This window comes from Pseudomonas sp. B2021 (assembly GCF_018135665.1).
In the GTDB taxonomy this organism is placed as follows: Bacteria; Pseudomonadota; Gammaproteobacteria; order Pseudomonadales; family Pseudomonadaceae; genus Aquipseudomonas; species Aquipseudomonas lactis.
In genome coordinates this window covers 2,824,233-2,836,539 of the sequence record NZ_SMOF01000001.1, presented here as the reverse complement: position 1 = coordinate 2,836,539, position 12,307 = coordinate 2,824,233, and the positions used below count along the sequence as shown (strand labels likewise).

Genomic DNA, 12,307 nt, shown 5'->3' with positions numbered 1-12,307 from the left:
CCCGGCTGACCGCCCTGCGCAATGACGCCAAACTGGCGCACCTGGCCGGTGACGATGCACGCCTGCAACCGGGGCTGGCGTTCGACCTCAACGAGCATCCCCGCGAAGACTTCAATGACCGCTGGCGCACCATCGCCATCACCCACGAAGGCAAACAGCACACCAGCCTGGAGGAGGAGGCGTTCGGCAGCGGCCACGGCACCTCTTATGAAATGACCGCCACCGCCATTCGCTGGACCTCGGATTGGAAGGCGCCACTGCGTGCCAAACCCTGCATCGATGGCCCGCAGATTGCCACGGTGGTTGGGCCACCTGGGGAAGAGATTTATTGCGATGAATGGGGCCGGGTCAAGGTGCAGTTTCCGTGGGATCGCTCGGACAAAAACAACGATCAGAGCTCGTGCTGGATTCGTGTGGCTCAGGGTTGGGCCGGTGCGACCTGGGGCGCCATGGCCGTGCCGCGCGTGGATCAGGAACTGATCATCAGTTTTCTGGATGGCGACCCTGACCAGCCCATCGCCACAGGCCGCACCTACCGCGAGACCAATCTGCCGCCGTACCAGCTGCCCAAACACAAGACGCGGATGACCATCAAGAGCCAAACCCATAAGGGTGCAGGCTTCAATGAGCTGCGATTTGAGGATGAGTTGGGCCATCAGGAGGTGTTCATCCATGCCGAAAAAGACAAAAACGTCCACATCAAGCACAACAACACTACCTTCGTAGGAAACGACCGAAGCGAACAAGTCGGGCATGACGAGCACATCGAAATCGGTCATGACCGCAGCGAACGAGTGGGCAACGATGAAGACATTGCTGTCGCTCAAGACCAGCATCTGCAAGTGGGCCGTGATCGTATACACACTGTAGGGCGCAACCACCACATCGACATCGGTGGAGACCGCGTCGAAGAAATTGCCAACAATCGGCATGACAGGATCGCCGCTGACCACCAGGTGCAGATCGGCGGCAATGCTGAACAATCAGTACGCAACCATTACCGCCTCTGCGCAGGACAGCGCATTGAGCAAAAAACCCGAGTGTTCGATGTTGCATCGAACGAGCGCCTTATTCTGCGAGCGCCCGGCGGCAGCATCACGATTGATGGCAATGGCATCACGCTCGATGGACTGGCCATCAGAATCAAAGGCCCTGTGACCACAGATCCGATCGGAACGGGTAACCCACTCGGCACTCCGCAACTGCCTGCCGTACCGCCGGGACCGTTCCTGGGGCGCTACACGTTGCTCAAGAACGACCAACGTGCCTTCGCAGGCTATCGGTATCGCATCACCGATGGCACGGCGCTGCTTGCCGAAGGGCGCACCTGCCCCTTGGGTGGCACTGAGTGGACGGTGACGCCGGCAGCCAAACCCGTGCAGGCCCATAAGGCAATCATGCGCGACGATCAGCAAATCACCGAAACGTGGGCCCCCTACCTGATGGCCCTTGATGATCAAGGCACCCCCGTTGAGGCCAAGGCGATTTTCCCCGACGACTTTCTGGATCAACACAGTGGAGACCTCGACTGATGCCAGGCCCACTAGCTCCAGCCGTCGCGCGGATCATCGACGGTGCCTATCGCGCCTATCGGGCAAACCAGGCTTTTGAGAACAGCAGAACCGCCGCCGAACTGGCCCAACTCGCGGTGGAAATTGCCGAGCGCAGGAAGCAGATCAAGGAAACCCTTCGCGTCACCATTGAAGCAATGACCCGCGAGATCGAGGTCAAGAGTTCCACCTTTGCCGTGGTGGATCGCGGCGGTAATAGCACGGTTTCTCGACGAGGCCAGGAGAACATCACGTTCAAGGAATACATCGAACGCAAAGTGCCCTTTCGCCCGGCGATCAGCCAAGTCTGCACCGTTGCGCTGCAGATGCCGATCAAGGTACCGCGCCGTATCCGCAAGAAAATTGCCGGCGATACGGTACCGACCACCATCGAGATCGCCCTCAAACAATTTACCGCCTCGTTGTTTTTTGAAGCCGTGGACGAGGCACTGGAGTGGCGCAGCCCGCTCAAGGCCGAACCCAACTACAACGGCAACAGCAAGAAGGCGTTGTTGGGCGAGCCGGTTACGCGGCCCAAACGGTTCGGCAGTGCCGTGCAGCCTTTTTGGCCACGGCCGAAGGGTTTGCTGGCGCCTGATCTGGTGGTGGTTGAGTACCGGCAAGAGCCGTTTGAAACCGAGAATGTGTTTGCGGCGGTGGAGATCAAGTTTCCGGGGGATTGGGTGAGAGAAGAACAACTCGATCATTACGTGCTGCTCATGACTCCGCAAACAGGCATCAATCCGAACAAGGTTGGCAAGGAGAAGGTTGCGCTTTTAAGGGTGCCGGAGGATTGCGTTGGCTTTGACGCAGACAAGAAGAAATCTACTCCCAGTGAACAAGCAAGGAAAAAGAAATAAAATGAGTACAACACACCAATTGTTTACCGTTGAAGAAAAAGATCTCTTTATCGAGTTATTGAAAGAGTGGCCAAACTCCGAATCCGGCACTGAGCTAGCTTCGCACAGCGTCAGCCCCTTCATCAGCTTCTACTTCCCCCCTACCCCTGACAACCATCGAGATATCGCCCTGCTGATGGTGGATATCCACGAAGCCTTCGAGCAACTGCTTGGCTACCCCTACACCATGACGATACACCCGGAGGCAGAGCGCCCTCATGCTTATCCGGAAGAAGAGCCTGATCTTCGCAGGCAGGCCCTGGAGTCTCACCCAAGCGAGACCTTCGTTTTCTGGTTCACCGACGAACCGAATCATGCGTCTTCCCCTACGACCGCAGGCCATTTCTGGCGCAGGCGGTTCCAGGCTGACGGAGCTCGAATCAATTACTCCTCCATCTCATTCTATTACCGCTGGCAATGGTGGCTGGACAACCGCGATGCCTGGCGCCAGTTCGTCCTCAAGACCATTGACCTGCTCAAGGCTCACCAGGTCTACAGCGGCTTCGCCATGGCCAATCCAATGGAATATGGCACCCGGGCGGAAGTCACTACCTGGGAGCGAGCGCTCACGCCAGCTTTCTACGGGCTTGATATTGAGTACCCCTTTGGCATGCGCGACGAACTGCCTAGCGGCATCCGACCGCCGACCTGGGCCTTCCTGCTCGCCGATCACTGGCGAGAAAAGCTCGACCTGACCCGCGAACAGGTACGTAGCGCACTCGCTCACCCCTGCATCAGCGTCATCGAACTGCACAGCGGCCAGTGGATCGAGCTGGGCGAACAGCCCGAGTTATACCCTGTCGAACACGGCGTGCCGGAACTGCCCATGCTCTTGAACAGGCTGCTCAAGCCCATCCGTTATGACGACTTGGGATTACTGGGCTTCGGCCAATGGGACGGAGACCCAAATGAGCGCTTTACCGACGCCGATAGCCGCCGCTGGATGGCACGTTTCGATGCCGACAGCGACTGGCCCACGCCAGCATCGCGATTGCTCACAGCCAAGCAACAGCTCCCGCGTAATCCTTTGTGCCGCTGATCAGGGCTTATGAAGGTATGCATCACTGAGTGCAAGCATGACGCAATCTTCACATTAAAGGCGGAGCATTCGCCGTGATTGAACTGTCCCCTACTGATCAGCAGTTTTTCAACCTCACTGACGATTGGAGTTCCTCATGGCGAAAATCAACTTGGCGCAGCAGTTGGCGACCACCCTGGAACAAGCGGGTATCAAGCGTATCTGGGGGCTGACCGGCGACAGCCTCAATGGCTTGACTGACGCCCTGCGCAGCATGGACAGCATCGAGTGGATGCATGTGCGCCACGAGGAGGTCGCCGCCTTTGCTGCCGGTGCCGAAGCGGCGGCCACCGGCGAGTTGACGGTGTGCGCCGGCAGTTGCGGGCCGGGTAACCTGCATTTGATCAATGGGTTGTTCGACTGCCATCGCAACCATGTGCCGGTGCTGGCGATTGCCGCGCAAATTCCGTCCTCGGAGGTGGGCCTGAATTACTTTCAGGAAACCCATCCCCAGGAACTGTTCAAGGAGTGCAGCCACTTTATCGAGCTGGTGAGCAACCCCGCGCAGATGCCTCAGGTGCTGCACCGTGCCATGCGTTCGGCGATCCTCAACCGAGGCGTGGCGGTGGTGGTGATTCCGGGAGATGTATCGCTGTTGGAGGTGGAAGATAAGCTCAAGCCGTGGCCGGCCTTGCACGCACCGCGCACCGTGCCGGTCGAGCAGGACCTGCAGCGCCTCACCGACATGCTCCAGAGCAGCGAGAAAGTTACCCTGCTGTGTGGCAGCGGCTGTGCCGGTGCCCACGATCAGGTGGTGGCATTGGCCGACGCCCTCGGCGCGCCGGTGGTGCATGCACTGCGGGGCAAGGAGCACGTGGAGTGGGATAACCCGTTCGACGTGGGCATGACCGGCCTGATCGGTTTCAGCTCCGGTTACCACGCCATGCTCGATTGCGACACCTTGATCATGCTCGGCACCGACTTCCCCTATCGCCAGTTCTACCCGACCGACGCCAAGATCATCCAGGTGGACCGCAACCCACAAGCCCTGGGGCGCCGTGCGACCTTGGACCTGGGCATCGCCGCCGACGTCAGTGAAACCATCGCCGCGCTGCTGCCACGCTTGACCCGCAAGACCGATCGCAGCTTCCTCGACACCTCCCTGAAGCACTACGAAAAAGCCCGCCAAGGCCTGGATGACCTGGCGCAACCGTCCAAGGCTGGTAGGCCGATCCATCCCCAGTATGTGGCGCGCTTGCTCAGCGAGCTGGCCGATGATGATGCGATCTTCACCGCCGATGTCGGCTCACCCACTGTGTGGGCGGCGCGTTATCTGAAGATGAACGGCAAGCGTCGGCTGATCGGCTCGTTCAACCATGGCTCGATGGCCAACGCCATGCCTCAGGCTATCGGCGCCCAGGCGGCATTCCCTGGACGGCAGGTGATCTCGATGTCTGGGGACGGTGGTTTCACCATGCTGATGGGAGATTTCATTTCCCTGGCGCAGCTGCAATTGCCGGTCAAACTGGTGGTGTTCAACAATTCGTCCCTGGGCTTTGTTGCCATGGAGATGAAGGCGGCGGGTTACCTGGACACTGGCACCGAGCTGAAAAACCCGGACTTCGCGGCCATGTCCAATGCCATGGGGATCTTGGGCATTCGGGTGGAGCAATCCGAAGACCTGGAGCCGGCCCTGCGCCGTGCGCTGGCCCATGATGGACCGGTGTTGGTGGATGTGGTGACCGCCACTCAGGAACTGGTGATGCCGCCGAGCATCAAGCTGGAACAGGCCAAGGGGTTCAGCCTGTATATGCTCAAGGCGGTGATGAGCGGGCGTGGCGATGAGGTCATAGAGCTGGCACGCACCAACTGGCTTCGATAACCCCCTACTGTAGGAGCGAGCTTGCTCGCGAGGACCGTAACGACAACGCTGACATCCTGAATGAACGCGTTGTCCTCGAGTTTTTCGCGAGCAAGCTCGCTCCTACAGCTGCCGGGCTAATTTCAGCCTTTCTGTTTTTCTACCCACTTGCCATAGGCATCGATGAACGCCTGCAGGAACGGCTTGGTCTTGTCCGACACCTTCCCCGCCTCATCGAACACACTGCCCGCCCCGCCCAGGTAGGCTTCCGGCTGCTGCATGCACCACACATCCAGGAACACCAGGGACTGGCGCAGATGGTGGTTGGCGCCAAAGCCGCCGATGGCACCCGGCGAGACGCTGATGATCGCCCCCGGCTTGCCGCTCCAGGCGCTTTGCCCGTAAGGGCGCGAGCCCACGTCGATGGCATTTTTCAAGGCGGCTGGCACGGAGCGGTTGTATTCGGGGGTGACGAACAGCACCGCGTCGGATGAACTCACTTGTTTGCGGAAAGTACTGTAGGCTGCTGGCGGCGTTGCACCGTCGATGTCCTCGTTGTAGAGCGGCAAGTCGCCGATTTCAACAATGTTCAACTTGAGATTGGCAGGGGCCAGTTCGGCCAAGGCCAGCGCGACCTTGCGGTTGATTGACTCTTTTCTCAAGCTGCCCACCAGGACGGCAATCGTGTAGACCTTGCTCATTGAGGTTTCCCGACTTCTGAATAAAGGAGCTTGTAGTTATAGAGGCTTCGCAACGCGTTCACCAGAGGGTTATGCGGATTCCCTCGACGTTTTCCTTGCCAGCACTTGCGTAGGAAGCGTCTGAAAATATCAGCGAATAGTATTTTTTTCTTATAGGTAAACTACCCCGCTCCCTGACGGTCTACAGAACCGCAAATCGAGTGTTTATCTCCAGAGGTTCTAAACAGATGGCTGCAGTACTTGTTGGACAGTTTCATGCCAGAGACGCGGAAGGCCGCGTGTATTCGGTGCATGAGTTCCAGGAATCCAACCCGGCGCAAGGCGACCTGGCGGGATCGACGCCCACCACGACCTACAAGCTGGCCATTGGCGACCGTGTAGAAAAGCTGGAAGGTGATGAATTCAAACTGATCCAGTCGGGCATTATTCTCGTGCGCGAGTCCGCAACCACTCTGGCATCGTAAGCGCTTGCCTTGTTCACCTGCTCAGTCCTGGCGACTGGGCTGGGAACGCTCATGGGCGGCGGATCTGCGTTACCTCTATGCCCTGCTCGCCTTGCTTGAGCGTCACCAGCAACTGGCCGCGCTCCCCTTGCACCGTATACATCGAGCGCTTGTAACCCGGCGCGTTGTACGCGGGGTAAGCCTCGACCTCCCTGACCAGGGTAATCCCCACTACTGCGCCCACCTGCTCGCCCACCTGTTGCTGGGAGCGAATAAAGGCTTCCAGTGCAAGATTGTCCGGCGTCGGTTCATCCTGATGATTGAAGAAGTAAGCCGCCAGGCCTCCCACGGTCACCAGGACCACGAGTTGCTTGGCCGTTACCCCGAAGAACGTCGAGGGTAGAGGCATATGAGACCAGACCTGTTTTTTATTTTAAGTACCGGGAAACCGGCAGGGGTCGTTGCTGATCAGACCCGCCATTCTAATGGGGTCCTGGCTGAGCGCCATAGGCCGGGACGACCCCGGCAGTCTTTTTTGCGCACGAACGCCTGCGCCATTGAAACCCCTGCGCACTGCACATAGACTCCGGCCATGCGTTTACGTCATATCGAAGTGATTCAGGCCATCTTGCAGACCGGCCACCTCGGCACCGCCGCCGAGTGGTTGCAACTCCCCGTGGGCGACGTAGACGCCACCCTCAAGGATGCTGAGCAGCAACTGGGCTTCATGCTGTTCGCCAGCGTGCGCGGGCGCTTGCAGGCCACGCGGGAAACCCTGGAGTTGCAGGCACAAATCACAACTCTGTATGAAGCCCTGGAGCCGTTGCAACGCCTTGCCAGCCGCTTGAAACACCATCATGCTCCGCCCCTGCGCGCCCTCTGCACGCCGCCGCTGGCCAACCAACTGTTGCCGCAGAGCATTGCCGCGCTGCGTCGACGCTTCCAGGACATGCCGTGCAACCTGTCGAGCCAGCCAGTTGGCGAGATCATCAACAGCCTGCTGTTGCATGAAGCCGACGTGGGCCTGAGCCTGCATGACCCAGAACACCCCCATATCCAGAGCACGGTGCTGGCCCAAGGCAAATTGCAGTTGCTGGCCCCCCATGGCTGGCTCAAGCCCAAGCAAAAGTACATTGCGCTGCAGGAGTTGGCCGGCCAATCGTTGATCGGCCTTGAAGGCCATGATCCGCTCAGCCGTTTGCTGGACGCCAAGCTGCATGCCCTGCGGCCGATGCCTGTGGTGCAGACGCGCGTACAGACCTACCCGATGATGCGCGGCCTGGTGGAAGCCGGAGAAGGCCTGGCGATTGTCGACCCGTTCACCGCCTTGGGTGCACGCGAGTCCGGGCTTGATGCGTGCCCGGTGTCACCACCGATAGTGGTCAGCCTGTATGCGCTGACCTTGCAAGACGCTGCGGCCTCCCCTGCATTGAATGCGCTGCTGGAGATCGTCATCCAGAAAGCCGAAAGCCTGCTTGGTAACGACACCAAGCCCCTGTAGGAGCGAGCTTGCTCGCGAAAAACCCACAGGCGCCGCGTTACATCAGGATGAGCGTGTGATCGTTCACGTTCTTCGCGAGCAAGCTCGCTCCTACAGAGATCAGTCCGCTTCTGCTTTGAACAACCGATACCAGAAAATCGCGACCTCGCGGGTTTGCGGGTCAATCCCGCGATAACGCAGTTGATCGATGCCGCCCATTACATAGCCACAACGCTCATACAGGCGACAGGCGCCGAGGTTGTTGTTCTGGGTCTCAAGCATCATGCCCGGCAGGTTCTTCTTGCGAGCCCAGAACTGCGCCACGTCCAACAGCGACTTGGCCACGCCATGTCGGCGCGCCGGTAACGCCACGGCCAACTCGTCAACATGGGCGAAACCGTTCCAGTTGGTGCTGACCACGATATGCCCCACTGCGCGGTCATCCAGATACGCCATGAAGATCGAGCTGTCGGCGGCATCACGAAAACTGGCGAATTCTTCCGGGTCGATGCCATAGCACTTGCGGTACGGCAGCACGCGCTCCACCGGCCATTGTTCGACGCGCTGGCCCATTTGCGGCACCCCATAGGCGCTGACTTCAAAGCTGAAATCGTTGCCCCACACATAGGCGTCAAAACCTTCGTCGGCGACTCGCACACTGAGCCCTGGATACTTCGGGTTCATCACAGCTTGCATAAACTTCCTTAACCCTTGATGCAATCGACGGTGTAACGACGGCCACTGCCGTCATCTTCATGTTGCAGCCCATGCACATCCGCGACAAAACCGGGAAAGCTGCTATCGAACGTGCGGGCAAATGCCAGGTAATCGATGATCGAACGCGTTGACTCGGTGAAGCGTTCGCCAGGCATGATCAGTGGAATGCCCGGCGGGTAAGGCACCAGCATCACGGCGGCGATGCGTCCTGCCAAGGCATCGATAGAGACCGCCTCCACCTCGCCCCTGACCAACTGATCGTAGGCATCCGCGGGTTTCATCGCGATTTGCGGCAATACCGTATACATACGCTTGAGGTGCCTGGCCGTGGCATTGCTACGGTAACAGCTGTGCAACAGGTCGCAAAGGTCGCGCAGCCCCAGCCCTTGATAACGCGCCGGGCCTTGGGCATACACCGACGGCAAGCAACTGGCCAGGCTGACATTGGCATCGTAGCTACGCTTGAACTCCAGCAGCTCGGTGAGCAAGGTGCTCCATTTGCCTTTGGTAATGCCCATGGAAAACAGCACGAGGAACGAATACAGCCCAGTCTTCTCCACCACCAGCCCGCGTTCCCAGAGGAACTTGCTGACCACTGCGGCGGGAATCCCGCACTCGCTCAAGGCCCCGCCAGCGTTGAGGCCAGGCATCACCAGCGTGACTTTGATCGGGTCCAGCAACACGTAGTCTTCGACCACGTCGCCAAAGCCATGCCACTCATCCCCTGGGTGCAACAGCCAATCCGCCGTGGAGACCCGGTCGATGCCCGCGACCGAGGGTGGCTGCCAGATGGAAAACCACCAGTCTTCGGCCGCGATATGCTGGCGCAAGTTAGCCAGGGCGCGACGAAAACTTAAGGCCTCGTCGAACATTTCCTGGAGCAGCGAGCGCCCGGCCGGGCCTTCCATCATCGCCGAGGCCACATCCAGCGACGCGATGATGCTGTATTGCGGCGAGGTGGAGATATGCATCATGAAGGCTTCGTTGAAGCGGTCACGGTCCAGTTGCCGTGCGCCGCCGTCCTGCACGTGGATCATCGACGCCTGGCTGAATGCGGCAAGCAATTTATGCGTACTGTGGGTGGTGAACACCAAGGGGCTGTCCGGCGTGCGCGAGGTGCCCATGCCATAGCGCCCGGCGAAGAACTCGTGAAAGGCGGCGTAGGCGTACCAGGCCTCATCAAAGTGCAGCACCTCGACGCTGTTGCCCAGTTGCTGCTTGATCAATTGCGCGTTGTAGCACAGACCGTCGTAGGTGGAGTTGGTCACCACCGCCAGCTTCACTTTCGGTAGCCGCCCCCGGGTCAAGGGGCTGGCGTCGATCTTGGCACGGATCGACTCGGGGCTGAATTCGCTCAGGGGAATGGGGCCGATGATCCCCAGCTCGTTGCGCTCCGGGCACAGGTAGAGAGGGATCGCGCCGGTCATGATGATCGAATGCAGCACCGACTTGTGGCAATTGCGGTCCACCAGGACCAGGTCATCGCGCCCCACCATGGAATGCCAGACGATCTTGTTGGCGGTGGACGTGCCGTTGATCACGAAGAACGTATGGTCGGCGCCAAAGTTACGCGCAGCGCGGGCCTCGGCTTCGGCCAACGGCCCGGTGTGATCGAGCAGCGAGCCCAGCTCGGGCACCGATACCGACAAGTCCGAGCGCAGAGTGTTCTCGCCGAAGAACTGATGAAATGCCTGCCCCACCGGGCTTTTGCGATAGGCCACGCCACCGCCATGGCCGGGGGTGTGCCAAGAATAATTGGAGTCGGCGGTGTGTTGCACCAAAGCCTTGAAGAACGGCGGTAACAGGCCATCCAGGTAGGTGCGTGCGGCGCGGGCGACTTGGCGCGCCAGAAACGGCACGGTGTCTTCGAACAGATATAGGATGCCGCGCAGCTGGTTGAGCTCGCTCATGGCATCGGCGGGTGCGTTTTCTAGCGTGACTTGCTCGCCCAGCGCAAAGATCGGCAGGTTGGGTGCGCGCAGGCGCGCCAAGCGAATCAACTCCACCATGTTCTGCAACAGATGGGTGTTTTCCCCAGCGCCTTCGGCGGCGATCAGCATGCAGGCCAGGCCGTGATGGGTAGCGGCCACTAGCCGCCCCTCGGCGTAGTCCACCGCAGAAAAAATACTGAAGCCCTCCTGTTCCAACTCCCTGGCGATGCCTCGAACCCGGTCACCGGCAACGGTGTCGGCCTTGATGTCACGGTGCACGATCAGAACGGGGAACTTCAGGTCTTTGTACATGAGCACTCTTACTCTGGAGGCTTTGCACAAGGGTAGAAGCTGGAAGCAAAAGTGGCGAATGAAGATTTCACAGGCGGTCGAGAGGTATCTACATAACTTCGGTACGGGGCTGAACCTCTGGCGAGGGAACTTGCTCCCGTGACGGCCTGCGAGCTGGGCCATACCTACCTGACATCCCGCGATCAAACTGTGGGAGCTGGCTTGCCTGCGATGACGGCCTGCCAGCCGACATCTGTCTACCTGACACTCCGCGATCCAACTGTGGGAGCGGGCTTGCTCGCGAAAGCGGCCTGACAGTCAACACAGTTGGATTGTGTACATATCCATTGCTGCGGTAACGGCTACTTAGGGTTCCGCCCTGACGGCGGGTCACTTTGGAAAAGCCGGAATGCCGGCCCAGCCCAAAGTAACCAAAGGGCTCTTGCCCCACCACTCGGCACCTCGCTTGGGCTCGGTGTGCCCGTAATCCGCCAGTGATTTGGGGGGCCGCCATCGCAGGCAAGCCTGCTCCCACATTTGGATCGTGGGGCGTCAGATAGATAGGTGAACGCTGCCAGACCACCTTCGCAGGCGAGCCCACTTGAGCGGTTATTGCTGAGTGAGTTGCGTCCACAACGCCGGTGCACCCGCAGCCTTGGCAATCGCCTCCAGCCGCGCCGCATGTTCGGCCAGGTCCTGCTCGCTGGCGCGGATGATCGGCGTCGGCTTGCGATCAGCCGGCAAGCGGCGGATTTCCGAAGGTCGGTTGCCCGAGCCCTCCGCCGAACCGCTGCCATCGGACGCATTACCGGCCAGGGACAGGCTGGTCTGCCCGCCGGTCATGGTCAGGTAAACGTCGGCCAGGATCTCGGAGTCGAGCAAGGCGCCGTGGAGTTCACGGCCGGAGTTGTCGACACCATAACGCTTGCACAAGGCGTCGAGGCTGTTGCGTTGGCCCGGATGACGCTCGCGGGCCATCATCAGGGTATCGAGGATCGTGCAGTGCTGGGAGATGTCCGCACGGTCGGTCTGCCCCATCAGGGCAAATTCGTTATTGATGAAGCCGATGTCAAACGCCGCGTTATGAATGATCAACTGGGCGCCGTTGATGAACTCGAAGAACTCATCGGCCACTTCGGCAAAGCGCGGCTTGCCCTTGAGGAACTCATCGGTGATACCGTGGACGCCAATCGCGCCCTCGTCACTGTCGCGGTCCGGTTGCAGGTAGACGTGGAAGTGGCGGCCGGTCAGGCGGCGCCCCATCAGTTCGACACAGCCGATTTCGATGATCCGGTGACCATCGGTCACCGGCATGCCGGTGGTTTCGGTATCGAGTACAACAGATCGGATGGCCATCAGGGTTCAGCTCTCAACGGTTCGGTACAGTTCAAGGGGCGGGATATTAGCACGCTCTAT

At 59.7% G+C, this 12,307-nt stretch carries 11 protein-coding genes; 6 read left to right on the top strand and 5 right to left on the bottom strand.

The window, feature by feature from the left end; all coding sequences use genetic code 11:
• The 4 genes from tssI to poxB form a co-directional block, all read left to right on the top strand.
• A partial coding sequence (tssI, locus tag E1K68_RS12610) for a type VI secretion system tip protein TssI/VgrG (protein WP_244858799.1) occupies nt 1-1,532 on the top strand: 1,532 nt, incomplete at its 5' end.
• Complete coding sequence (locus E1K68_RS12605; protein ID WP_212614168.1) at nt 1,532-2,410, top strand: VRR-NUC domain-containing protein; 879 nt, start codon at nt 1,532-1,534, stop codon at nt 2,408-2,410. The genes tssI and E1K68_RS12605, both read left to right, overlap by 1 nt.
• Entirely contained in the window at nt 2,385-3,488 is a 1,104-nt protein-coding gene (locus E1K68_RS12600) for a type VI immunity family protein (RefSeq protein ID WP_240520842.1), read from the top strand. The genes E1K68_RS12605 and E1K68_RS12600 overlap by 26 nt, the downstream gene beginning before the upstream one ends.
• Nucleotides 3,489-3,624: 136 nt before the next feature.
• Nucleotides 3,625-5,349 (top strand): ubiquinone-dependent pyruvate dehydrogenase, encoded by a 1,725-nt coding sequence (gene poxB, locus E1K68_RS12595; RefSeq protein WP_003190707.1) that lies wholly within the window; start codon nt 3,625-3,627, stop codon nt 5,347-5,349.
• A 122-nt stretch (nt 5,350-5,471) separates the two neighbouring features.
• Here poxB and E1K68_RS12590 read toward each other — a convergent pair whose 3' ends face one another.
• A complete protein-coding gene (locus E1K68_RS12590; RefSeq protein ID WP_003190705.1) occupies nt 5,472-6,029 on the bottom strand; it encodes an NAD(P)H-dependent oxidoreductase in 558 nt (185 codons plus the stop codon).
• A gap of 227 nt (nt 6,030-6,256) precedes the next feature.
• Here E1K68_RS12590 and E1K68_RS12585 point away from each other — a divergent pair, with 227 nt between their 5' ends.
• The gene (locus E1K68_RS12585) at nt 6,257-6,493 is read left to right on the top strand and encodes a hypothetical protein (protein ID WP_032900575.1); all 237 of its coding nucleotides are present in this window, start codon (nt 6,257-6,259) and stop codon (nt 6,491-6,493) included.
• A gap of 49 nt (nt 6,494-6,542) precedes the next feature.
• Here the strand turns inward: E1K68_RS12585 and E1K68_RS12580 are convergent, their stop codons facing one another.
• Nucleotides 6,543-6,881: a hypothetical protein gene (locus E1K68_RS12580; protein WP_034135396.1), complete on the bottom strand. Its 339-nt coding sequence runs from the start codon at nt 6,879-6,881 to the stop codon at nt 6,543-6,545.
• Between the two features lie 183 nt (nt 6,882-7,064).
• On the opposite strand from E1K68_RS12580, the gene E1K68_RS12575 reads away from it, so the two are divergent.
• Nucleotides 7,065-7,973 (top strand): LysR substrate-binding domain-containing protein, encoded by a 909-nt coding sequence (locus tag E1K68_RS12575; protein ID WP_003190700.1) that lies wholly within the window; start codon nt 7,065-7,067, stop codon nt 7,971-7,973.
• A 99-nt stretch (nt 7,974-8,072) separates the two neighbouring features.
• Here E1K68_RS12575 and E1K68_RS12570 read toward each other — a convergent pair whose 3' ends face one another.
• The 3 genes from E1K68_RS12570 to dnaQ form a co-directional block, all read right to left on the bottom strand.
• A complete protein-coding gene (locus E1K68_RS12570) occupies nt 8,073-8,648 on the bottom strand; it encodes a GNAT family N-acetyltransferase (RefSeq protein ID WP_057709844.1) in 576 nt (191 codons plus the stop codon).
• Nucleotides 8,649-8,656: 8 nt separating this feature from the next.
• The gene (locus E1K68_RS12565) at nt 8,657-10,912 is read right to left on the bottom strand and encodes an Orn/Lys/Arg decarboxylase N-terminal domain-containing protein (RefSeq protein ID WP_212614167.1); all 2,256 of its coding nucleotides are present in this window, start codon (nt 10,910-10,912) and stop codon (nt 8,657-8,659) included.
• 588 nt (nt 10,913-11,500) lie between these two features.
• Complete coding sequence (gene dnaQ, locus E1K68_RS12560; RefSeq protein ID WP_164692278.1) at nt 11,501-12,241, bottom strand: DNA polymerase III subunit epsilon; 741 nt, start codon at nt 12,239-12,241, stop codon at nt 11,501-11,503.
• Nucleotides 12,242-12,307: the final 66 nt, after the last annotated feature.

Excerpts from the sequence above, each read along its gene's own strand:
- E1K68_RS12605 (WP_212614168.1), top strand. The coding sequence starts at position 1,532 with ATGCCAGGCCCACTAGCTCCAGCCGTCGCGCGGATCATCGACGGTGCC.
- poxB (WP_003190707.1), top strand. The coding sequence starts at position 3,625 with ATGGCGAAAATCAACTTGGCGCAGCAGTTGGCGACCACCCTGGAACAA.
- E1K68_RS12590 (WP_003190705.1), bottom strand. The coding sequence starts at position 6,029 with ATGAGCAAGGTCTACACGATTGCCGTCCTGGTGGGCAGCTTGAGAAAA.
- E1K68_RS12585 (WP_032900575.1), top strand. The coding sequence starts at position 6,257 with ATGGCTGCAGTACTTGTTGGACAGTTTCATGCCAGAGACGCGGAAGGC.
- E1K68_RS12580 (WP_034135396.1), bottom strand. The coding sequence starts at position 6,881 with ATGCCTCTACCCTCGACGTTCTTCGGGGTAACGGCCAAGCAACTCGTG.
- E1K68_RS12575 (WP_003190700.1), top strand. The coding sequence starts at position 7,065 with ATGCGTTTACGTCATATCGAAGTGATTCAGGCCATCTTGCAGACCGGC.
- E1K68_RS12570 (WP_057709844.1), bottom strand. The coding sequence starts at position 8,648 with ATGCAAGCTGTGATGAACCCGAAGTATCCAGGGCTCAGTGTGCGAGTC.
- E1K68_RS12565 (WP_212614167.1), bottom strand. The coding sequence starts at position 10,912 with ATGTACAAAGACCTGAAGTTCCCCGTTCTGATCGTGCACCGTGACATC.